This window comes from Anoxybacillus sp. B2M1 (assembly GCF_001634265.1).
Classification (GTDB): domain Bacteria; phylum Bacillota; class Bacilli; order Bacillales; family Anoxybacillaceae; genus Anoxybacteroides; species Anoxybacteroides rupiense.
Map to the genome: position 1 here is coordinate 2,882,097 of NZ_CP015435.1, position 23,177 is coordinate 2,905,273.

At 47.3% G+C, this 23,177-nt stretch carries 15 protein-coding genes; 11 read left to right on the forward strand and 4 right to left on the reverse strand.

Annotation, left to right across the window (positions count from 1 at the left end):
* Positions 1 to 16 precede the first annotated feature (16 nt).
* On the forward strand, positions 17 to 1,645 hold the full coding sequence (locus tag GFC28_RS14045; RefSeq protein ID WP_052660931.1) for a C40 family peptidase: 1,629 nt from the start codon (positions 17 to 19) through the stop codon (positions 1,643 to 1,645).
* Between the two features lie 111 nt (positions 1,646 to 1,756).
* Here the strand turns inward: GFC28_RS14045 and tagU are convergent, their stop codons facing one another.
* On the reverse strand, positions 1,757 to 2,689 hold the full coding sequence (tagU, locus tag GFC28_RS14050; RefSeq protein WP_044742429.1) for a polyisoprenyl-teichoic acid--peptidoglycan teichoic acid transferase TagU: 933 nt from the start codon (positions 2,687 to 2,689) through the stop codon (positions 1,757 to 1,759).
* Between the two features lie 165 nt (positions 2,690 to 2,854).
* On the opposite strand from tagU, the gene wecB reads away from it, so the two are divergent.
* From wecB to GFC28_RS14085, 7 genes are all read left to right on the forward strand, one after another.
* Entirely contained in the window at positions 2,855 to 4,000 is a 1,146-nt protein-coding gene (gene wecB, locus GFC28_RS14055) for a non-hydrolyzing UDP-N-acetylglucosamine 2-epimerase (RefSeq protein ID WP_044742430.1), read from the forward strand.
* Positions 4,001 to 4,204: 204 nt separating this feature from the next.
* Positions 4,205 to 4,600, forward strand: a complete 396-nt coding sequence (locus GFC28_RS14060) for a hypothetical protein (protein WP_044742431.1) — start codon at positions 4,205 to 4,207, stop codon at positions 4,598 to 4,600.
* A gap of 361 nt (positions 4,601 to 4,961) precedes the next feature.
* Entirely contained in the window at positions 4,962 to 6,296 is a 1,335-nt protein-coding gene (locus GFC28_RS14065; protein ID WP_044742432.1) for a UDP-glucose dehydrogenase family protein, read from the forward strand.
* Positions 6,297 to 6,409: 113 nt separating this feature from the next.
* A complete protein-coding gene (locus GFC28_RS14070) occupies positions 6,410 to 7,717 on the forward strand; it encodes a nucleotide sugar dehydrogenase (protein WP_044742433.1) in 1,308 nt (435 codons plus the stop codon).
* Between the two features lie 11 nt (positions 7,718 to 7,728).
* Positions 7,729 to 8,436, forward strand: coding sequence for a WecB/TagA/CpsF family glycosyltransferase (locus tag GFC28_RS14075; RefSeq protein WP_044742434.1), 708 nt, complete (start codon positions 7,729 to 7,731; stop codon positions 8,434 to 8,436).
* 10 nt (positions 8,437 to 8,446) lie between these two features.
* Complete coding sequence (gene murJ / locus GFC28_RS14080) at positions 8,447 to 9,970, forward strand: murein biosynthesis integral membrane protein MurJ (RefSeq protein WP_044742435.1); 1,524 nt, start codon at positions 8,447 to 8,449, stop codon at positions 9,968 to 9,970.
* A 14-nt stretch (positions 9,971 to 9,984) separates the two neighbouring features.
* Entirely contained in the window at positions 9,985 to 11,253 is a 1,269-nt protein-coding gene (locus GFC28_RS14085) for an oligosaccharide repeat unit polymerase (RefSeq protein ID WP_044742436.1), read from the forward strand.
* Positions 11,254 to 11,399: 146 nt separating this feature from the next.
* Here the strand turns inward: GFC28_RS14085 and GFC28_RS14090 are convergent, their stop codons facing one another.
* Positions 11,400 to 12,293, reverse strand: a complete 894-nt coding sequence (locus GFC28_RS14090; protein WP_044742437.1) for an accessory Sec system S-layer assembly protein — start codon at positions 12,291 to 12,293, stop codon at positions 11,400 to 11,402.
* Positions 12,294 to 12,295: 2 nt separating this feature from the next.
* The gene (secA2, locus tag GFC28_RS14095) at positions 12,296 to 14,659 is read right to left on the reverse strand and encodes an accessory Sec system translocase SecA2 (RefSeq protein ID WP_044742438.1); all 2,364 of its coding nucleotides are present in this window, start codon (positions 14,657 to 14,659) and stop codon (positions 12,296 to 12,298) included.
* A gap of 234 nt (positions 14,660 to 14,893) precedes the next feature.
* Here secA2 and GFC28_RS14100 point away from each other — a divergent pair, with 234 nt between their 5' ends.
* From GFC28_RS14100 to GFC28_RS14110, 3 genes are all read left to right on the forward strand, one after another.
* The gene (locus tag GFC28_RS14100; RefSeq protein ID WP_044742439.1) at positions 14,894 to 18,352 is read left to right on the forward strand and encodes a S8 family peptidase; all 3,459 of its coding nucleotides are present in this window, start codon (positions 14,894 to 14,896) and stop codon (positions 18,350 to 18,352) included.
* A gap of 285 nt (positions 18,353 to 18,637) precedes the next feature.
* Complete coding sequence (locus tag GFC28_RS14105; protein WP_044742440.1) at positions 18,638 to 20,257, forward strand: S-layer homology domain-containing protein; 1,620 nt, start codon at positions 18,638 to 18,640, stop codon at positions 20,255 to 20,257.
* Between the two features lie 138 nt (positions 20,258 to 20,395).
* Positions 20,396 to 21,856 carry an S-layer homology domain-containing protein gene (locus tag GFC28_RS14110; RefSeq protein ID WP_052660932.1) on the forward strand — a complete coding sequence of 487 codons (1,461 nt, stop codon included), beginning with the start codon at positions 20,396 to 20,398 and terminating at the stop codon, positions 21,854 to 21,856.
* Between the two features lie 90 nt (positions 21,857 to 21,946).
* On the opposite strand, the gene GFC28_RS14115 is transcribed toward GFC28_RS14110, so the two are convergent.
* Positions 21,947 to 22,930, reverse strand: a complete 984-nt coding sequence (locus GFC28_RS14115; protein ID WP_044742441.1) for a C40 family peptidase — start codon at positions 22,928 to 22,930, stop codon at positions 21,947 to 21,949.
* Positions 22,931 to 23,177 lie beyond the last annotated feature (247 nt).

The following is a 23,177-nucleotide window of genomic DNA, read 5'->3' on the forward strand; positions in this document are numbered from 1 at the left end:
AAGGAGGGAGAGCAGAATGCAATGGAAGGCGCGGCACGTCATCATGACATCGGCATTTGCTTCAGCGCTGTTTATGCTGCCTACAGAAGGTAAAGCGGCGCAGTTGAAAATCGGCATGAGCGACGCGAAAGTCAAAGAAGTGCAGCAGCTGTTAAAAGCGGCGGGTTTTTTCACGTATCCAACGGCAACTGGCTATTATGGAACGATCACGGAGACGGCGGTAAAAAATTTCCAATCCTCTGTTAAGCTTCCAGTCACAGGGGTGGTCGACGATCAAACGTATGCAAAATTAAAGACCGCATCCAGCCCGCAGCCTGCATTAAAGCAAGGGGCTTCTGGTGAAGCGGTTAAAATGCTGCAACAGCAATTAAAAACGCTCGGCTTGTTTACCTACTCGGAAATTACGGGCTATTACGGAACGATCACGGCCGACGCGGTGAAAAAATTCCAAAAGCAAGCAGGGCTTCCCGCGACAGGGGCAGCGGACAGTACGACGCTTACCAAGCTGAAGGACGCGGCAAATGCAAAGACAAAGACGTCGGCGTCCTCTGCCAATAAGGCGACGATCTACTTAACGATTGGATCAAGCGGCGATTTGGTGAAGGAAGTGCAGACGAAGCTGAAGCGGCTCGGCCATTTCACTTATCCGGAAATTACAAGCTATTACGGAACGATCACAGCCGATGCGGTGAAAAAATTCCAAAAGCAAGCGGGCCTTTCTGCGACAGGGACAGTGGACAATGCGACGCTCACCAAGCTGAGGGAAGCGGTGCAGCCGAAGGAGACCGCGCCATCGGGCGGCAATCAGGCGACTGTCTACTTAACGATTGGGTCCAGCGGCGATTTAGTGAAGGAGGTGCAGACGAAGCTGAAGCAGCTCGGTCACTTCACTTATCCGGAAATTACAAGCTATTATGGAACGATCACGGCTGACGCGGTGAAAAAATTCCAAAAGCAAGCGGGCCTTTCTGCGACAGGGACGGTGGACAATGCGACGCTCACCAAGTTGAGGGAGGCGGCGCAGCCGAAGGAGACCGCGCCATCGGGCGGCAATCAGGTGACCATCTACATAACGATTGGGTCCAGCGGCGATTTGGTGAAGGAGGTGCAGACGAAGCTAAACCAGCTTGGTCTTGTCACCTCTGCGCAAATTACCGGCTATTACGGAACGATTACAGCTGATGCAGTGAGGCAATTTCAGCAGAATGCCGGCTTAAAAGTGACAGGGATTGTTGATGATACGACCTATCAACGGCTCAAGGCCCAAAATTCGGTACAGAAGGTCGATCCGATTGAGCTGGTAGCGGATGCCGCTTTATTGTTGGGCAAGCCATATGTATGGGGAGGACAAACCCCGGAGCAAGGCTTTGATTGCAGCGGGCTTATTTATTACTTATTCCAGCAGCAAGGCGTCAAGGTGCCGCGAACGGTCGCTACGATGTGGAACGCGGGCACTAGTGTTTCCTCTCCTTCTGTTGGCGATATGGTCTTTTTCAAAACGGAAGGCAATACGGTTTCCCATGTAGGAATCTATATCGGCAACAATCAATTTCTTCATAGCGGCAGCTCTACCGGAGTAACGATCAGCTCATTTAGCAATTCTTATTGGAGCTCTTGCTATGTGGGAGCGAAGCGGTATTGGTAATCCGACGATTTTAAGCTGGTAATGGACGGGCTTGAAAATGGTTGGCAGACAAGGAAGGCAGTGGAGCGCGGGATGAAAGCTTTTGTCAACCGTTTAGAGCGGCTGATCGCATCAGCCGCTCCTTTGCTGCTTCACTTCCAAATGGGTTTTTAATGCATTCGACACGGCCAACCGCTCTTTTTCAGAAATAAGCACATAAAAAATGCCATTTATTTTTGTTCCGGTTCCTTGTAAATGGAGCTGCTGCATATGCTGGCGTGCCTCTTTGTACCTCTCTTGAATATCTCTCATCTGTGCGAGTGTTAAATTCGTTTTGACATGCTTGGCAATAGCCGCCAGCATGTCGTCGTAATAGACGAATGAAGAAAGGCTGGCTCCTTTTTGAATCACGGCTTCAATGATTTGTTTTTGTCGATCCTCACGACCAAAATCGCCGCGAGGATCATCATAGCGCATGCGGGCATACTTCAACGCTTTATCTCCATTAAGAGCCACTTCTCCCTTTGGAAATGTCACGCCGTCATATGTAAAGGCAAAGGGATTATCTACAGTGACTCCGCCGACGGCATCCACGATATCTTTAAAACTTTCCATATTGACTTTCATATAATAATCAATAGGAATATCAAGAAACTTTTCAACGGTAGCAATGGTCATATTGACACCGCCGAATGCGTAAGAATGGTTTATTTTATCCATTTTCCCTTTTCCGACCATTTCGACTCTCGTATCGCGCGGGATGCTGAGCAGCTTAATGGATTTTTCATTTGGATTGACGGTCAAAACGATAAGCGAATCCGCTCGACCACGGTCGCCCTTGCGCTCATCTACACCAATCAATAAAAAAGAAATCGGGGTTTGCCTTTTTAATGACACAGGCTTTGTGCGTTTTTTGGGAGCGATTGGTGTAACGGGTTCATAAATTTGTTGTGCCGTATGTTTGACGTTGGAATAAATAGAATAAGCATATGCGCCAATACCAGCGAGGGCGAGAACCATTGTTATTCCGATCACCCATAGCCATTTTCGCTGTTTCGTTTTCATGTGTATCTCCTTTGTTCGACGTCATGTCTCTATTTTGGAAAGAAGCAAGGGTTATGGACGTATTTTCCTTGGCAAAGATTGAGTAAAAATCAACTTTTCATTGCCGAACGCACATGTTAGAATAGGAACAGACTTTTTATAGCCATCAATATTGTAGGTGAAAATATGAAGCAAAAATTAAAAGTGATGACCATTTTTGGGACGCGGCCAGAAGCGATCAAAATGGCGCCTCTTGTATTAGAATTAGAAAAACATGACCAATATATACAATCAATTGTGACCGTAACGGCACAACATCGTCAAATGCTTGATCAAGTATTGGACGTGTTCCGAATTACGCCAGACCACGATTTGAATATTATGAAGGACCGCCAGACGCTCGCCGATATTACCGTCCGGGCGCTTTCTGGGTTGGATCAAGTCATGAAGGAAGTCAAGCCGGATTTAGTGCTTGTGCATGGCGATACAACCACTACGTTTGTCGCAAGCCTTGCGGCGTTTTATAATCAAATTGCCGTAGGGCATGTGGAGGCGGGACTGCGGACATGGAACAAATATTCACCGTTTCCAGAAGAAATGAACCGCCAGCTGACAGGAGTCATGGCTGATCTTCATTTTGCACCGACCCAACAGGCGCATGACAATTTAGTGAGCGAAAATAAAAAACGCGATTCCATTTTTATTACAGGCAATACCGCCATTGATGCGCTGAAAACAACGGTGAGCAACGATTACGACCACCCTGTGCTGAAGCGGATGAATGGAAGCCGGATGATTTTGCTGACGGCCCACCGCCGGGAAAACTTAGGAGAGCCGATGCGAAATATGTTCCGCGCGATTAAACGGTTAGTGCAAGAGCATGATGATATTCAAGTCGTCTATCCTGTTCATTTAAATCCTGCCGTCCGGGAAGTGGCGAACGAGATTCTCGGCCAAGATGACCGCATTCATTTGATTGAACCTTTAGGCGTCGTCGATTTTCATAATTTTGCGGCACGCTCGTTCTTGATTTTAACAGACTCCGGAGGGGTGCAGGAGGAAGCGCCGTCTCTTGGAGTGCCTGTGCTTGTGCTTCGCGATACGACCGAGCGCCCGGAAGGAATCGCAGCTGGAACGTTAAAGCTGGCTGGCACAAGCGAGGAAACGATTTATCAAATGGCGTTTGAGCTGCTGAACGATCCAGCGGCCTATGAACGGATGGCCAAAGCGGCCAATCCTTATGGAGATGGAAAAGCGTCCGAACGGATTGTCCAAGCGATTCTTTATCATTTCGGAAGAACGAATCAGCCTCCACAGCCGTTCAGCTGTTAAGCCAGCCATTCCCGCATCCGTGTCGAGCGAGACCATGGTGCGGGGATATTTTTCGTTGTTTATGTACAAAGTAATAAACAAATTCGTCATTCATTGGCAAGCAACGATCGAAAGAGGCCGTTGCCGCTTGGAAATCATTTCGATTGGTAAGGCTATATATACAATCATGTGACAGCACAAAAAAATTTTGGAGGTTTTTTCTTTATGCTAAAAAATCTTCCTCATGGAACAAAAATTAGCATTTCCCGTTCCATTGCTTTCGTTTTTGAAAAATATATGAATCAAATTCAGTGGCAGGAAGAACAGTTTGATCCGGCCGTCTTTATGCAGCACTGGCGGCAATATATTGAAAAACAAGCAGCTTGGTTCCATTCATTAGATGAAGAAATAAAGCAAAGCCCGTCCTTTCATCAAGAATTAGCCGCGAAAATTAATGAAATCATGGAAAAAGTCCTATCAGAAAAGCCGACTGAAGAGCAGTTGCAAACCATCGAGCAGTTGACAAAAGAGCTGCAAATAGAGGATATTCCCGTTTCTTGCAAGGCGGAAGCCAACTACTATATTGAACAGCTTCAAGAAAAGAAAAAGCAGCGCGTGTAACAAGAGAATGCTTTAGAGCACCTATTTCTTCACGTCACAGTCAGGACTAGGAACGATGAGGAGCCATCTATTTTTAATCCACTCGATTTTGGCAGGAGCATTTAGATATCGCAGTGTCAGTCAAAGGATGAACCGGCAAGCCGCCCAACGCATATGCTATAGCTATAATGGCTGTAGCTTTTTTTTGTGGAAAATGATAGATAGCGGATTTTTCATTTTCCTGTAACCTTTGTTTCAGAGAGGGTTTTTAAAAGTAAAATAATGGATGGGGTATGCGGATGACATGTATTTGCTTTCTTTTCCCCTTTGGTTATTATAGAATGAGGGATATGAGATGATGTCATCGTAGGAGGAACATAGTGTGAAAATCACTGTTACAGGTACAGGATATGTAGGCCTTGTTACGGGGGTTTGTCTTGCAGAAATCGGACATGATGTGATTTGTTATGATATTGATGAGCCGAAAGTGCAAATGATGAAGCAAGGAATCTCGCCGATATACGAACCTGGTTTAGACGCATTAATGAGAAAAAACATGGAGCAAGGTCGGCTTTTTTTTACAGCGGATGAAGAAATGGCGTATGGACAAGCTGATATTATTTATATTGCTGTTGGCACGCCAGAAAAAGAGGATGGCTCCGCTGATTTGACCTATGTGGAAGAAGCGGCGTTGGCTATTAGCCGTTATGTTCGCAAACGAGCGATTGTTGTCATCAAAAGCACCGTTCCGGTCGGTACGAATGATCGCATTCAAAGGATGATTCATGAACATAAAGCGGCGGAAGCGGATATTACCGTTGTTTCCAACCCGGAATTTTTGCGGGAAGGCTCCGCTATTTACGACATGTTTCACGGCGACCGCATTGTCATCGGCGCCAATGATCCTGAAGCTGCAACCGTGATCGCGGATATTAACAAACCGTTCGGCATCCCGATTATTCATACCGATATTCGCAGCGCAGAAATGATTAAATATGCCGCCAACGCATTTTTGGCGACGAAAATCAGCTTCATTAATGAAATCGCCAATATTTGCGAAAAGGTTGGCGCCAATATTGATGATGTTGCTTATGGAATTGGGCAGGATCACCGGATCGGGCCGCATTTTCTAAAAGCCGGCATCGGCTACGGAGGCTCATGCTTTCCAAAAGATACAAAAGCGCTTGTGCAGCTGGCGGGAAATCTCCAGTATCAGTTTGACCTGCTTGAAGCGGTCATTCACGTCAATAATAAACAGCAGTTATTATTATATACAAAAGCGAAAGAATTATTCGGTTCACTTGCAGGAAAAAAAGTAGCGGTTCTTGGGCTTTCCTTTAAGCCTAACACAGATGACATTCGCGAGGCTGCCTCGCTTGTTTTCATCCATCGATTGCTTGCCGATCAGGCACAAGTCACCGTGTATGATCCGATTGCAATGGAAAAAGCTAAAGCTATACTTGGAGATCAAGTGGTTTATGCGTCATCTGCTGCTGAGGCGCTGTGCGGCCAAGAAATTGCCTTTATTGCGACCGAGTGGGAGGAAATCAAAGCGCTGCCGTTTTCACTTTATGTGGAAAAAATGAAGGATCCAGTCATTTTTGATGGCCGGAACTGTTACGATATCAAAGAAGCGGAAAGATTTCCGCTCACCTATATCTCGATTGGAAGAAGGCCGATTGTGCAGGCTCCTTCTATGGAGGGCAGCAGAGGATAGGACAACGCCGCAAATGTTTAAAATTCGTTACAAATATATAATCGCAGTTTGTTTTTTGTTATAATAAAGTTTGATTGTAAAAAAGGTACTTCAGTAAAGGAGAAAGACTTCGTATGAGCAAAAAAATTTGTGTCATTGGATTAGGATATATTGGACTTCCAACAGCCGTCATGTTTGCCAATCATGGCTTGCAGGTACATGGTGTTGATATTAACGAAAAAGCAGTCAGCATGATTCAGAAAAAACAATTGCATATTGAAGAAAATGGATTGCAAGAGCGTCTTAATCAAGCGATAGACAGCGGAAAATTGACGGTTTCGACAACACCGGAAGAAGCCGATGTATTCATCATTGCCGTTCCTTCTCCGATTAATCCAGATAAAACAGCGAATTTAGATTATGTTCGCGCTGCTACTCAGTCGATCGTTCCTTATGTCCGCTCCGGAAATTTGGTCGTGCTGGAATCAACGGTACCGCCGCGCACGGTAGAGGATGTCATGCTGCCGATTTTACGGGAAACGGGTTTAGAAATCGGCACAGAGCTTTATGTTTCCCATTCCCCTGAACGCGTCATTCCAGGGAGAATTTTTGAGGAATTAACCAATAACGACCGCATTATCGGCGGCATCAATGAAGAATCAAGCCGTTTAACAGCTGAATTATACAAAACATTCGTAAAAGGAACGATCCATTTAACCGATGCGACAACGGCCGAAATGGTAAAGGTCATGGAAAATACGTATCGTGATGTCAACATTGCTTTTGCCAATGAACTAGCGAAAATCAGCGAAAAAATTGGCATTGATGTGTGGGAGGCGATTCGCTTAGCCAATTTTCATCCGCGCGTCAATATCCATTTTCCAGGGCCCGGCGTTGGCGGCCATTGCATCGCAGTCGATCCATGGTTCCTAGTAGAATTGCAGCCGGAATTAGCGAAAATGATTCACCTTTCCCGTCAGACGAACGACAGCATGCCAGAATACACCGCTTTGAAAATTAAGCAAATTTTAAATGAAAAAGGAATTAAGCACGGCCGAGTGGCAGTGTTCGGATTGGCGTTCAAAGGAAATGTGGACGATATGCGCGAAAGTCCATCGCTGGAGGTCATCCATCATTTAGAGCAGCTGGGAATCGACTACACAGCGTATGACCCGCATATTAAGGAGAATCAGTTAAGCCAGCAGACGCAGGAGCTGGAACAAGCGGTGGCGCATGCCGATATGATCGTTATTTTAACAGACCATCAAGAGTTTAAATATTTGCAGCCTGAGCAAGTAGGCGCTCACATGCGCACGTCCATTATTTTTGATACAAAACATTGTATCGAGCGCGGCCTCTGGGAGGAAAACGGATTTGACGTGCATGTGCTCGGAGATGCCAAACACCGCTCCAAGTATGAAAAGCATACCTTTTCTAATTAGGTGATTACAATATGAAAGAAAAGTTTTTAGGGATTGATGTTTGTACAGATACGTATGATCAGCTGGCTGCGAAGCTGTTAGAGGATATAAACCATAACCGCAAGTCTTTTATTGTGGCGATTAATCCGGAAAAAATTATGAAGGCGCAAGAAGACATGGAGCTTCGCGACCTTTTGAATAAGGCGACCTATCAAATTCCTGATGGCATTGGTGTGATTTTAGCCTCGATGATGAAAGGAGGGAAAATCCGCTCCCGTGTCACAGGTATTGATATGATGATGCGCCTTTGTAAAGAAGCCGCCCTCCATGGGAAAAAGGTCTTTTTATATGGCGCCAAACCTGGGGTGGCTGATGAGGCGAAGAAAAAGCTGGAGGAGCGGTTTCCTGGCATTCAAATTGTCGGCACGATGCACGGATACGAAAAGAACGAAAATGTGATTGTCAACGCGATTAATGCGTCCAATCCAGATATTTTATTTGTAGCGTTGGGGAGCCCGGCGCAGGAATACTGGATTGTGAAGCATATGGATTCGCTCGCCCCTAAAGTGTACCAAGGGGTGGGCGGATCGTTTGATGTCGTATCGGGCCGTTTGAAAAGGGCTCCGTTACTATTCCAAAAATTAGGGATGGAATGGTTCTATCGTCTGGTGAAGGAGCCTTGGCGTTGGAAACGACAGCTTGTCCTTCCGAAATTTCTAATTAAAGCCATTAGAGAGTAGAAGGGATTGTATGTCAAAGTTACGAGTAGCGAGCATCTTGTTTTTACTGTCTACATTTTTTTTGAAATTTTCGAGCATGCTGCGCGATATCGCCATCGCTCATTTATTCGGCGATTCCTATGTCGTCGACGCGTATATTGCTGCCATGACGATCCCTAATGCCATTATTTTGTTTATGTTGACAGGAATGAAGGATGCCTTTTTGCCTAGTTATTATAAATATGAAAAGCTAGGAAAAGGCTTTTCTCATTTAACGAATGTCGTCAAAGGGACCTTTTGGATTTCTTCGGTGATCGCTGTATGCGGAGCGGTTCTTTCACCGCTCCTTATTCGCTGGCTTTACCCAAGCTTTACAGGACATGGGGCGGAGATTGCCGTTTGGACAGCTGTCATTTACTTTCTATCGGTAGCGCTTGTCGGTGTGAACGCAGTCTATGAAGGCTATTTTGATTCACAAAAGAAGTTTTCGTTTTCAACATTTTCACAAACGATTGTCGTATTATGCACGATTGGTGGAGCCATTTTATTGTATCGGCAAATGGGGATTTATTCCGTTCCGTTTGGCTATTTTGTCGGCACCGTGCTTTCGTTCATCATCAAATTGGTGTACTTAAGGCCGCGCCGTTTTTTAATGTGGAGTCAGCCGGCGGATTGGCGGGAAATCTTGTCCTTCTATAAGGTATTTTTGCCGATCGGTCTGACGATTGCTGTCGGCCAGATTAATTTATTTATCGACACGTTATTTTCCGCAAGACTTGGAGAAGGGGTTGTTTCTAACTTAAACTATGCGTTCCGGCTTGTGAATATTCCACAGGCGATTTTTGGCGTGACCATTGCCACGCTCGTCTTCCCATTGCTTGCGGAAGCGAAAGTAAAAGAGGACATGCAGCTGTTTCGAACGGGAATTGAAAAAGGGCTGAACTATATGTTTTTGCTGCTTGCTCCGACCATTGCTGGAATGATTGTGCTGATGAGGGAATTGGTGCAGGTCGTCTATGAACGGGGAGCATTTACCGCCGCTGCGACCGCCCAGACAAGCGAATATGCGATCTTTTTCACGGGATCGGTGCTGTTTTATAGCATCCAAGCCGTCATTGCCAAAGGGTTTTATACGCTTGAAAAGGGCCATTACATCCTGCGGGCCGGCGTGGTATCCATCATCGCCAACGCGATTTTTAACGCGATTTTATCGAATGTGATCGGAGCGATCGGATTGGCTTTAGCGACCTCCTTGGTCGGATTTGTGTATTCTGCCATTACGTTTACGACTTTGTACAAGCTAGCAGGAGGGTTTAGCCTGAACGTCATTGGCAAAGAATACGCGAAGATCACGATGAGTACGCTTGTGATGTGCGCGGTTCTTCTCTTTGTTAAGCATGGCCTCCATGCGGATCACCTTTCCGTTGTTCCGTATTTAGTCATCATGATTATACTTGGAGCGGTCATTTATTTTCTGGCAGCTTGGCTCTTCCGAGTGGAATCATTTAAGGAAATTGTAGCGAAAGGGAGGATTAAACAAGTTTCTGATTCGTAGAAACTGAATTCGTTATGAAGCGTTTAGGAATATTGCAGAATTGGAATAACAAGATTGATACGTTTTCTCCTTATTTTTTCTTTCCGTTTATCTTAATCTTGTATTTTTTTGTTAGTTTATTTGATTTTGGGAAAATAGAGTATTTTGAAGTGAAAAAAAATGTTCTATGGCCCATTTTAGTCGGACTGGCGTCTTATTTAGCCGCCGTCTATTTCGTGCAGAGGCGAAACTGGTCGTTCCCTTCCTTCGGCTTGAAATTTCTGCGGGGAAAAACGACTTACTTCTTGTATGTGCTCGGATTGATCGGGCTTGTCAGCTATATGATTATGTTGTTTACCGGCCAAGTGGGGATCGCTGATGAGTCGGTCCGCCGCCACTTAGATCCGAAGCTGAACTTTTTAAGCTCTTTCTTATGGTTCGCGGTGTTGTTTTTAATTTGTGACCGCGTTGTCAAAGAAAAAGAGCTGACGCGCAGACGAAAGCAGATTTATGCGTTCGTGCTGTTTTTGATTCTTTGTCTATTGGTGCTGATGGGGTATCGCACACCGATTGCGATCATTTGCTTTACATGTTTAATCGTCATCCACTATACGATCAAACGAATTAAGATCTCTTGGTTGCTGGCTTTTTTATTTGTCGTCGGGCTTGCCTTGTCGCTTTTCGGCTTTTTCCGCATGGTGACAGAAGACCAGACGAAGCAATTTAATACGCATGAAGGGCCGGATGTGGAATTAAGCGAGAAAGAAATGAACCGCGATTTAATGCTTGTCCGCAAGATCAATGAAACGCCTAAGTGGGTGCGCGGATTAACGGAAGCCAGCGTCACCGGGAAAATTGTATTAAGCAAATTAATGGAATATACAGATGAGCATGGCTATTTATACGGCAAGCTCCATAAAGGCATTTTCTCGACCATTTTGCCGGGAGAGCAGCTGTCTCCGCGCATGGAAATTACGGAAATGGTCAATTCGATTACAGTGGAAACAGGAAAATATGTCACCCGTCCTGGGCGCACCACGACGCCGACCTTGCTTGGACAGTTTTATGTGGAAGGCGGTTATATCGCGATTATCATCGGATTTGCGCTATATGGAATCATTTTATCCATGCTGTACAATCAAATGAAGCAGTCTGGATTTAAGTCGTATTCCATTATTCCGTATGCGTTCATCACGACGATTTTTATGATTTCCATCCATACAGGCTTGCTTGATTTAGTGTTTTTACTAATGATTGGCTATGCGCTTGTGTCCGGTGGAATCGAAAGAAAACAAAACATTTGAAAAAACAATTGTTATATAAAACTACCGATGGTAAAATATACTTGAAAGAAATATATTATTTCCTTCTGTAGCAATATAATGCAAGGACCTCGGTTGGTAGCCTCAGAAAAAAAACCACCTGCTTTTTAGGTGGTTTTTTTCTGCGTTTATTGGCCGGAAGGAACGATGACCTTCCATGCGCGGAAATCCGGATTTTCCTTGACGACAAGCGCCTTAGGAAAAATAAAGGTCCACGGCTTGCTTGTATTGGCTTTTACTTCAAACTCTTGGAGCGTAAACGCTCCTTGGGCGACAAGATCTCCTGCCGCATCCTCCACTTGCAATGGCAGCTGCTGGATTCGGATGTTTTTATCGCTGCCGTTGCGAATGAGCAGCGTTGCATGGATATCACCGTTTTCAGCCTGTTGAATTTGCAGACCCATGAAATTGATCTCTCCCGGCTTTGGCGGTTGAATCGACTGGACGAGCGTTCGCAGTTTTTCTTTATCCTCATCAGCCAAGCTTTTCTCCCAGCTCTCCGATAAATCAAGAGAGTGGGCGGTTGGTTTGCGCAGTTCGAAGGCGATTTTCCAGTCGACCGCCGGCAGTTCGGCTACCCGCAGCGTCTCGCGCTCGAAAAAGAATTTCCAAGGCCGGCTGCTATGCGGCGGCAGCTCGCCCAGCTCCGCGAGCGGAAAGGTTTTGCGCGCCAGCATTTCCCCGTTCGGTCCGATCAAGAGCAGCGTAGTGTCGGAAAAGGAGATGGCTTTTGCCAAGCTGCTGCGCACAAATGCGGTAACGACATATCCTTTTTCCGTCTGCTTTAATTCAATGCCGGACAGGGAAATCTGGTTTTCCTTGAGCGGCTGCTGCTCATTGTTTAAAAATTGATAATAATAGCGCTCTTCGGCACTGATCGACCAGGATGGATGAATGGAAAGCTGCGGATGAATGTCTTGATCGGCCGAAGAGGTTTCGTCGGTGTCGAACAGCTCGCTGGAATCGACGACCGTATCCAATCCGTCTTGTTTAGATTTTCCTTTTCGAAAAAATGACAGCATGTTTATTGTCCCCCGTTTGTTTGGATTTTATCAGACACATAGTAAGCCAGCTGGCGGCAAGCATCACGCTCAATTTGCCGATACATATGCACAAATAATTCATATCCTTCCCGTTGAAACTGGCGAATCGGATCCTCTTGGCTATAATAGCGCAGCCCAATGCCCTCTTTCAGACGCTCCATCGCGTCGAGATGGTTGAGCCAATGATGGTCAATCGTGGAAAGAAGGAACGCCTTCAATTGCTGGTGCAGCCCGCGATCACTTTCAAACAGCTGAAGTGTTTCAATATAGGCTTCCGCCGCTTCGTTAGCGGTTTGTTTCACTTCTTCCACATCATCAGCAGGAGCGTTCCATTGCAGCTGAGATGTCGGAACGAGCTCCCGCAGCTGCGCCGCTAGCTGTTGCATGTTCCACTCCTCTGGATCGACTTCCATTGGACACATTTGTTCAATTTCATATGGAATATAGGAGCGAAGCATACGGACGGCAATCGAGAGCGAATCCTCTGTTTCCAGCGCTTGATTTCGCAATGTATAGATCGTGCTGCGCTGATCGTTCAACACATCATCAAGCTTGAGATTGTATTCGCGAATGGAGAAGCTGCTGCCCTCACAAATGCGTTGCACGCGATCGACAAACGCATGAATATCCTTGTCGAGAATCAGGCCATGTTCGTCCGTTTTCAGCTTCTTCTGCAGCTTTTCGACCTCTTCTTTGGCAAACCGGCGGAACATGTCATCCTCAAGAGAAATGAAAAATTGTGACCGTCCCGGATCGCCCTGACGCCCAGCCCGCCCTTTCAGCTGGTTGTCAATGCGCCGCGACTCATGCCGCTCCGTTCCGAGCACGAACAAGCCACCCAATTCCGCGACCCCTTCTCCAAGCATAATATCCGTTCCGCGTCCAGCCATATTCGTCGCAATCGTAATTTGCCCTTTCTGTCCGGCTAATGAAATCATTTGCACTTCCTGCTCAATCGTTTTCGCATTTAACAATTGAAACGGCAAATGTTCCTTTCGCAAATATTCCGCTACTTTTTCCGACTGCAAAATAGAAGTCGTCCCAATCAAAACCGGCTGTCCCGTTTCGTGAACGCGCTTCACTTCTTTGGCGACGGCGGTATATTTTTGCTCGATGGTCATAAAGACGCGATCCGGTTCATCGACGCGGATAACCGGTTTATTCGTCGGAATTTGCACGACGTCCATGCCGTATAACGTTTGGAATTCTTTTTCTTCCGTTTTGGCTGTTCCCGTCATGCCGGATAACACCGGGTAAAGCCGGAAATAATTTTGGATCGTGATCGATGCTTGCGTTTTATTTTCTTCCGTGAGCTCCAGTCCTTCCTTCGCTTCGATCGCCTGATGCAATCCATTGCTTAAGCTGCGTCCTTCCATTGGCCGTCCGGTGAACATATCGATCAAAAGGATTTTTCCATCCTTGACGATATAGTCGATGTCGCGGTGGAACAGGACATGGGCCCTGAGCGCCTGAATGATATAATGATACAGCGTTTGATGCTGCAAATCGTAAAGATTGTCGATGCCGAATCCTCGTTCAATTTTGGCGATGCCTTCTTCGGTTAAATTCGTCGCCTTCGTTTCTTCGTCGAAATAGTAATCGACATCTCGTTCCAACGATTTCACGATGCGCGCGCATAAATAGCTTAATTGCGAGCTCGTCTCCGTTTTGCCGGCGATGATAAGAGGTGTCTTCGCTTCGTCGATCAGCACGCTGTCGATTTCATCAATTATCGCGTAATGAAAGGGACGCTGCACCCGCTGTGACACATCGTAGACCATATTATCGCGCAAATAATCGAAACCGAACTCGCTGCCGATTCCGTATGTAATATCGGCGCGATAGGCTTTTTTCTTTTCTTCCCCATCCATCATCGGCAGATTCAATCCGACCGAAAGCCCTAAAAATTCATGAATTTGGCCGATCAGCTCGCGGTCGCGCTTCGCCAAATATTCGTTCACCGTAATCACGTGAACGCCCTTTCCTTCCAGTGCGCGCAAATAGCTTGGCAATGAAGCGACGAGCGTTTTTCCTTCACCTGTCGGCATTTCGGCGATGTTTCCTTCCGCAAGCACTAAACCGCCGATCAGCTGTACATCAAAATGGCGCATGCCCAGCACGCGTTTGCCGGCCTCGCGCACGACCGCAAACGCTTCCGCTTGAATGTCAAACACCGTTTTGCCATCCTGTAGCGATCGCTTAAAATAAGGCGTTTTGGCTTTTAATTCTTCATCAGATAAACGAGAAATCTCGTGTTCCAGTTCGTTAATGCGAGAAACGATTTGCTGATAGCTTTTCAGTCTCCGTTCATCGTAATTGACCAATCGTTTAATATAAGACAACATATTTGCAAGTCTCCTCCAAGCTTGTCGAATAGTCTCTCCATACAGTATAGCATCGTTCGTTTTTGGTTTCACCTGCGCGGAAAATATTTCTTCCTTTTTCTCTTATATGGATTATAATGTCATTATCAGGATAAATTTTTCAAACTATGAAACTTTTTCTTTGATCCGATCGTCTATAGAAACGTAGCTTCTTTTTTACGAGAAAAGAAGAGAATTTCCAGGGGGGAAATGCTAATGAAAAAATGGACAAAAACCGCACTTTCGGTTGGACTAGCCTCGATGGTCGTCCTGCCAAGCTTTGCCCAAGCTGCCGCAACACCGCCGCTTGAGCAATGGAAAAAGCAGCCGCGCCATGTGTTGAAAGCGCCGCTGGCTTACAAGCAGCTAGAACAAGCGCAAAAACAAATCAGCACCGATACGCTCATCGTCAAGTACAAAGAAAAAATCCCTGCGAGCGTTCACCGCAGCCTAGGCGCGAATGTGAAAAAGTCATTTCCAGCGCTTGGCTATGATGTGGTGACCGTGCAAAAAGGAAAGACGCTGCAGGAAGTGGCGAGAAACTATGCCCAGCTTAAGGCGGTGGCAAGCGTAACGCCGAGCTTTACATATCAAAAGCTTGGAACAAACGATCCGAAAAATGAAAAAATGTACCCGCTTTCTTTGCTGCAAATCGATAAAGCGCTCGAGCTTGCCGGAAAAAATAGCGTAACCGTCGCTGTCATTGATACAGGAATGGATATGAAGCATCCGGATTTACAAGCGCAGCTGCTTCCATCCTATAACGCAGTCAATCCGGCAAGTCCTGGCGTGAAGGACACCCATGGAACACACGTAGCGGGCATTATTGGCGCGGCCGCGAACAATGGCATCGGTGCGCATGGCATCAACCCAAATGTGAAAATTTTGCCGATTGATGTATTCAATGGCGGTTCAGGAGCGAGCGACTATACGATCGCCCAAGGAATTTTATACGCGATCGAAAAAGGCGCAAAAGTCATCAATATGAGCCTTGGCGGCTACTTTAGTTCACCGATTCTCGAAGAAGCGGTGGAAAAAGCGATCGCTGCCGGCGTAACGGTCGTTGCCGCCGCAGGAAACGACGCAACCGATCTATATTCCATTCCTGCCGCTTACGAAGGGGTGATCAGCGTCGGTGCATCAGACAGCAAAAAACAGTTGGCGGACTTTTCAAACTACGGTCCTTCCGTGGACATCGTCGCGCCTGGAGTGGATGTGTACAGCTCCATCTATGATCCGGCAAAAGGAGCTTCTTTCGCGGAGCTAAGCGGAACGTCGATGGCTTCTCCGGTTGTTGCCGGTGTGGCCTCGCTTATTTTGTCAAAACATCCAAACTTAAAGCCGTATCAGGTTGAAGCGATTTTAGAGCGGACGGCGACCGACTTAGGAGCGAAGGGGTATGATCTCAAATACGCGAACGGCCTCGTGAATCCAGTAGCCGCGCTGCAATACAATATCAAAAACTTGCCGACCAAACAAGAATGGACGGATGAAACGATTTTAGCGAAGGCTTCTCCGCTGCAATTGGGCACTGAGCCGTTAACGAAAAAAGGCAGCTTTACAACGCCTGATGAAATTCATTGGGTGAAAGTCAGCCTGAAAGCGGGCGAAAGCGTGCAATCCGTTCTGGATGGAGCGAGTGATTACGATTATAAGCTCATTCTTCGTTTCTATCCGGAAGGGAAAAAACAATCGGACAAGCCGATCAACGTCAATGCTACCCGCGCTGGCGAAACGGAAGGAAAGCTTTTCACAGCTGAGACGGACGGCACGCTTGTCATTGGGGTCAAGGATGTCAACGGTCACTATAGTTTGGAAGGAAAATCAAATTATACGCTGAAGCTGCAAAAGCTCGCACAGCTTCCGGGCGATGAAGCAACCAAAACAGAACCGTTCAACATCAGCCAATTCCCATTTGACAGCGGTTCATTAACGTTTGTTCCCGACAAGAACGCTCAAGAAGCCGATAAAGACTATTTCAAATTTACGGTTGCCGAGCCAACCATTGTGAAGTTTCAGCTTTCCGCTGTTCCAGGCGTTGATTCGGAGCTAAGCGTCTACCTTGCGGATGATTTAAATCGCTCCACGAACGCAACGAAACAGGAGCCGCCTATGCCGATTGTCGCGGCAAACAACAATGGAAGCGGAAAGGGAGAAACGCTGACGTTTGAAGCGCAGCCGGGGACGGAATTTGTGCTGGAAGCCTCCAGTGAGCCTGTCAATGACTTTTATTTCTATGATCCAATGAGCAGCGCCAATACAGGAAGCGGGCTGCCTGCTTCCGCGATCCCGTATCATGTCACGGCGGAGACAGTCAAACTGCCGGCCGATGAAGACGGCTATCCATCCTTTGATGATTCAGGGGAAAAGGGAGAAACACAAGAAGGCAAAGAAGCAGCGATCCAGCAGCAGCGCAGCCAAAATGCGAAGCGGCCGAACGACTTGATTATCGTGGAAGATGGGACATGGCGCTATTTTGAAAAAGAGGATATCCAAAAAATTAGAGAACAAGCCCTTCCTTACCATTTCGGCAGCCAGCAGTCCGGATATATTCAATTCAGCGATGATCGCGATTTTTATAAAGTGGCTGTGAACGCAACGGCGATTTATCAATTTACTTTTCATACGCCGGACGGAATGGCTCCGTGGGCGACGATCTATGAATATGATGCGAAGCAAAATGATTTATTGCCGATTGCCGAGTATTACGGCTATGACTATTTCACCGGCCAAAAAACGTCGGAATTCACAACCGTTCTAGAAAAAGGCAAGGAGTATTATTTATCGATTGCCAACGACCGCTACCAACCGGTTTCTGATCCATATACATTTACAGGGAAAAAACAAATGGATGCGCCAAAAGACGCCAATGAGAATAATAACGAGCCGATCCGCGCAACAGTGGTTCAGCCAAATAAAGCGGTAACCGGCAACTTTGTCCTTCCGAACGATACGGACATTTATTATTACAAACATCGCAAAGCCGATGAAGTCTTTTCTTTCTTTGCGCGCCCGAACAAGCTCGATCACGCGGAAAGCCTGCCAGCGGCGCTGCGCGGCACATTAATTCCGTACGTGACAGTGGTGGAAGATACTAACGGCAATATGAACATCGATGAAAGCGAAGCAGGAAAAGCGATCGATTTTTGGCCGACAGGCTGGAGCCCGCTGTACGATGTGAACGGTTCGTTTAAGGCGAAAAAAGACACGGGCTACTTCTTTATTACCAGCAGCATCCTTTGGGACGGCTTGTCACTGCAATCGTATCGCTTTGGCATCGAATCGTTCCAAGCCAAAGATGAAGATGCCGGATCTGTCGTGAAAAACAACGTGCCATCCAAGCCGCTCGGCTTCAAGAAGGAAGGCCGCGCCTATAAAGCAACCGGCTACTTAAACGCGGGTGTCGATTATGGCGATAAGGACTATTACACATTGACCGTGACAAAGGAAGGCGCATTTACGCTGAAATTAGACGGATCCAGCACATTCGATGGCATGATTTCCATCTATAACGAAAAAGGCGGACTTGTGCAAACAATCGATTATTACGGCGAAGGCGACAGCGAAGTGGCAACGGTGACGCTGAAAAAAGGAAAATATTATTTTGCGGTGGAGGATTCGTTCGCACGTCCGAATACCCAGCCGTACACACTGTCCATTTCCCCTCAAAAATAATCGATGAAAACGCGCTGATTCATTCAGCGCGTTTTTGTTAGAAATCGCAACAGCGGTTGATGTTTGGTGGACGCAGGCTGATAGGCATTTTTAAAACAAAAGTCCGCCAACGTCTATTTTTTGTTCGACTGACGAACGGCCATCATCCGAAAGTCCTGGCTAGGAAAGCTCATTTTGCTTGCTGACGTTTAGCCGTTACATAGCTAGGAAATCAATGGGTCACATTCTACTGGCAATCTATGATACTATAAAAAATAGAAAATATAGATAAGGGAGAAAAAGAGAATGCGTAAATATGCGGTCGCGGTTTTCTTACTTTTTGCGATGTTTCTTGTCGGCGGAAAAACAGCCGATGCCCATGTGATTGATTTAACGAACAAAGCGCAAATCCAAAGCTACGAAGATTTCTATCCACTAATTGCCCGCTACAAAGGAGCCAGCGGCGTAACGATCGAAAGCTACAGCAGCAAATGGCGCACAACGGCGCAGCTGAAGGCGCTGGAAGCGGAATTGCTCGCGAATAAGCACGGCCCTGAGCTGTCCCTGCTTGGAAAAGTGATGATTTTTCCTGATTATCCGGCGGGCGCCAATGTGCTTGGCCAATATTTGGCTGAATATCAAATCAGCGGCACAAAACTGTCGCTTTCGCCCAATCGCGTCATTCAGCTATACGGCGGCAATGAGTTCACGACCGTCGAGCAGCTGGCGACCACGCTATCCCATGAATACGGCCACCATTTTACTTATTATTATTTGATTAATAAAGAGCAGCTGCAGCCAAATGCCTGGCTTCGCTCGAAATACGCGGCTGCGCGCGAGCTGTTCCGCTATCCGTCTGTCCATGTCGATGACGACGGAGCGTATGAATGGTTGCTTCCTGAAATTTTAGCCGAGGATTATGTGCAACTATTCGGCTCCAGCCTTGCGCTAAAAGGACATATGCAAATGAATCCGGCGCTGCCGACTCCGTTCGAGCTGTCGGGAGTGGAAAATTACTGGCATCAGCAGTTGGGCAACGACTACACGGTTCAAGCGCCGCTCTCTCTTTTATTAACGGGATATGCAGCCGATACATTGGATCCTTCGTACCATCATTTGCGCCTCTATTTATACAGCCCGAAAACGAGCGCCTATATTAACGCGCAGGATGGAAAAGGCCGGTACGCTTCCGTCTATTTAGACACGCTTTCCAGCGGGGTGACGGAAAAATGGTACGACCCGCAAAAGCTGAGTGATGATGTTTCTTGGCTGTTCGAAAAGAACTGGAACGACAGCGTTTTATTCCGCGCCGTCCAACATGCGCAAAAAGGATTCAACCGCGGCTCGACCACGCTAAAAATCAACTATAGCAGCATCGACTCGGCGGTCCGCACCCGTCCGCTTTTCCCGGATCTTGAGGATGAAGAACTCAAGCAGGCGGTGCAGCGCCTATATGAGCGAAGCATCGTGACCGGCTATCCTGACGGAACCTTTCGCCCAAATGAAAAACTGCTTCGCCGCCATGCCGCGCGCATGATCGTAAAGGAGCTGGGGCTCAAGCTCCCAGAAGGCTATCAGCTCAAGGCGACCGACATGAAGCCGGGCGACGCCGGCTATGAAGACATGGCGATCGCTGAAGCTTACGGCCTATTGGGCCAAGACGGAAGGCTGCGGCCAAACGAGTATTTGACAAGGGCGCAAATGGCGGCTGTGCTCGTTCGCGCGTATGAAAATCTCTATCAAAAGCCGGCGGTGAACCATTCCTTTGCGGATGTTGCTCCGTCCTTTTGGGCTTATCAAGAGATCAATACGCTCGCCGATAATCAAATCACCGTCGCCAATCCATTCCGGCCGAACGAGTATGTCACACGAGGTCAAATGGCGCTATTTTTAAAACGAACCATCGACAAAAGACCTGCACCGTAGCCCCTATGCATCCATCGCAAAGACGAACGGAAAACCGGCATCCGTAGGCAAGCATCTGATTTAGACGTTGCCGAAGCGCATAGGCCAGCCGTTGCGCTGGCGATCTATGAATCTATAAAACCGAGGAGGAAAATAGAAATGAAACGTGCGTTCATCCAAATAGGCGCCGCTTTTAGCCTTTTGCTTGTTCCGCAAGCAGCCGCCCATGCCGAGTCCAGCGATCCGGTGAAGCCGGCCGCCGCTCTTGATGCGGTGAAGCAGCTGACAACGGCGGAAATCAAGCAGCGGCTGCATGAAGCGGCGGACCGCTATGGCATCCCGGGGGAAATTTTAAAGGCGATGGCTTATGTCGAAACGGGCATGAAGCAATTTGACGAAAACGGCAACCCGATTGTGACAAGCGATGGCGGCATCGGCATCATGCAGGTGACATTAACGGATGAGGAAATGCGGGCAAGAAACATCGATAAAGAAAAGCTGTTGTACGACACGGAATACAATATCGACATCGGCGCGCAAATTTTAAAGGAGAAATGGGGCTGGGCAGGCACGCGAATTCCGAAAATCAATGACCAAAACCCGGATATAATCGAGAATTGGTATTTTGCGGTGATGGCCTATAACGGTTTATCGAAGCGCAACGACCCGAACTTGCCGCATGATCAAAAACCGTACCAAGACCGGGTGTTTGATGTGATTCGCGACCATAGTCTTGTCGATGTGAAAAGGATTCCCCGCTTTCAGGCCGAGTATTCGGATGAAAACCAGCCGGATATTATGTACTTTCCTGTGAAACAATATCACTGGCCGCAGCTGGATACGAAGACAACCCAGCATTACCATGCGGGAGACAAGCTATATACATGGAACAGCCAAGCATCGTACTCCAACATCCGCAATGGAGTCGATGGCCCGATTATTCTCAAAGCGCCTCACTATACGCCGCTTGAAATCGTCGGCGGCCCTTATGAATCAGCGGCCAATCCGGCAAATCATTATGTCTTTTACCGCGTAAAGGGCAATGGAATCGACGGCTATGTCGCTTCCTCGAATGTAGTGAAAGCCGATGTGAAAATCTTTTCCGATCTATCGGATCGCGAGGTCGTCTCAGCTGTGACCTATCTTTATCTAAAGAACGTGATTACCGGGTATGAGGATGGGACCTTTCGCCCAAATGACCGGCTGCTTCGCCGCCATGCCGCAAAAATGCTCGTCAATGAGCTAGGCTTGGAGCTTCCTAAAGGCTATGTTCCAAAGGCGAAGGATATGAAGCCGAGTGATCCTGGCTATAAAGAAATGGTCATTGCCGAAGCCTATGGACTCATGGGCCAAGACGGAAGGCTGCGGCCAAACGAGTATTTGACAAGGGCGCAAATGGCTTCGATTTTAGTTCGCGCCTATCGCGCTTATTACGATGCGCCGAAAACGCAGAAAGCCTTTAAAGATGTGCCGCTCCATTTCTGGAACTACAATGATATTAACACGCTCGCTTATAACGGCATTACCGTCGTGGACACCTTCCGCCCGAATGAAAACGTCACGCGAGGGCAATTTGCTTTATTTTTAAAGCGCACGCTCGACAAAAAGCAAGAACAATAAAAAGAGGCTGAGTCCAAAGGTCATGAAAAAATGACGTTTGGACCCAGCCTCATCTGCCTTTTTGAAAAGAACAACGCGGCCGTTTGCCGCTTATTCGTGAGCCGCGCGATAGAGGAAGACGGCAAACTGCGCGCGCGTGACGGTATCTTCAGGACGGAACGTGCCGTCTTCATATCCGGTCGTAATGCCCGAAGCAGCGAGCGCCTGAATATCCTTATAAGCCCAAAACGAAGGCGAGACATCGGTGAAGGACTGATCGACAGCCGGCTGCTTTAAGTCAAATACTCTTGTCAAGATGGCCGCCAGCTGGGCGCGCGTCAATGTTTCTTCAGGACGGAAGCTGCCGCCGCTGCCGGTAATATAGCCTTTTTTCTGCATGGCGTTAACCGCCCCGACCGCCCAATGCTCCAAAGGCACATCGCGGAAAATGGCGGAACGGTTCGAAAGGTCGAGCTGTAAATATTCCCCTAGGTATGAAGCGACCTCCGCGCGGGTGATCGGTTCGTTCGGCTTAAAGTAGCTGTTTTCATACCCGAGGATCAGCCCGTCCTCGGAAAGCGTGCGAATTTCCTCATAGGCCCAATACGAGCTTGGAATGTCTTGAAACCGTCCCGGCTGCAAGCGATACGCGAGCACCCGCTTGGCGCCGACATATCGTTTTCCCCAATAATACGGATCATTCACCGAGGAAACCATAACCCCTTTCGAGGACGCGGAATGGATAAATTGGCCGTCGCCTATGTATATTCCTGCATGGGACACGCCGCTGCCGCTGGTGTTGAAAAAGACGAGATCCCCGGTGCGCAAATCGCTTTTCTTCACGCTTGTCCCCATGCGGTACATCTCCGTTGTCGTTCGTGGAACGTCAATGCCGAGCGAACTGTACACATGGCGGATAAAGCCGGAGCAATCGAAGCCTTTCGCCGTCGTGCCGCCCCATTGATACGGAACGCCGATGTATTTCTTGGAGGCGGGAATAATTTTGTCATAATTCACCGCCGCGTGCGCCGGAGAATGGCCCATCCACCAAACACCCCCGCACATGAGCATCGCCAAAAGCAACTTCCGTCGCATATCGACATATCCCCCCTGATGCATAAAAAATTCTCCGAATTTTGTCACTATTGGTAGTCTAACATATTCAGCTTTTTGCGGACTTTACATTTTTGTAACAAATTTTAAGTCATGAAACAGAGTGAAAAGTCATAAAGTAATCGTGTTGGAAAAGGAGGAAAGAAGTGGAGATGAGAAAAAGACAAATTTTTATGAAAAAACCTTGCATAACATGAGATTTTTAGTAGAATATTAGCTAGAGAGATAG

Excerpts from the sequence above, each read along its gene's own strand:
- GFC28_RS14085 (WP_044742436.1), top strand. The coding sequence starts at position 9,985 with ATGAAGCGTTTAGGAATATTGCAGAATTGGAATAACAAGATTGATACG.
- secA2 (WP_044742438.1), bottom strand. The coding sequence starts at position 14,659 with ATGTTGTCTTATATTAAACGATTGGTCAATTACGATGAACGGAGACTG.
- GFC28_RS14070 (WP_044742433.1), top strand. The coding sequence starts at position 6,410 with ATGAGCAAAAAAATTTGTGTCATTGGATTAGGATATATTGGACTTCCA.
- GFC28_RS14060 (WP_044742431.1), top strand. The coding sequence starts at position 4,205 with ATGCTAAAAAATCTTCCTCATGGAACAAAAATTAGCATTTCCCGTTCC.
- wecB (WP_044742430.1), top strand. The coding sequence starts at position 2,855 with ATGAAGCAAAAATTAAAAGTGATGACCATTTTTGGGACGCGGCCAGAA.
- murJ (WP_044742435.1), top strand. The coding sequence starts at position 8,447 with ATGTCAAAGTTACGAGTAGCGAGCATCTTGTTTTTACTGTCTACATTT.
- tagU (WP_044742429.1), bottom strand. The coding sequence starts at position 2,689 with ATGAAAACGAAACAGCGAAAATGGCTATGGGTGATCGGAATAACAATG.
- GFC28_RS14090 (WP_044742437.1), bottom strand. The coding sequence starts at position 12,293 with ATGCTGTCATTTTTTCGAAAAGGAAAATCTAAACAAGACGGATTGGAT.
- GFC28_RS14105 (WP_044742440.1), top strand. The coding sequence starts at position 18,638 with ATGCGTAAATATGCGGTCGCGGTTTTCTTACTTTTTGCGATGTTTCTT.
- GFC28_RS14110 (WP_052660932.1), top strand. The coding sequence starts at position 20,396 with ATGAAACGTGCGTTCATCCAAATAGGCGCCGCTTTTAGCCTTTTGCTT.
- GFC28_RS14115 (WP_044742441.1), bottom strand. The coding sequence starts at position 22,930 with ATGCGACGGAAGTTGCTTTTGGCGATGCTCATGTGCGGGGGTGTTTGG.
- GFC28_RS14075 (WP_044742434.1), top strand. The coding sequence starts at position 7,729 with ATGAAAGAAAAGTTTTTAGGGATTGATGTTTGTACAGATACGTATGAT.
- GFC28_RS14045 (WP_052660931.1), top strand. The coding sequence starts at position 17 with ATGCAATGGAAGGCGCGGCACGTCATCATGACATCGGCATTTGCTTCA.
- GFC28_RS14100 (WP_044742439.1), top strand. The coding sequence starts at position 14,894 with ATGAAAAAATGGACAAAAACCGCACTTTCGGTTGGACTAGCCTCGATG.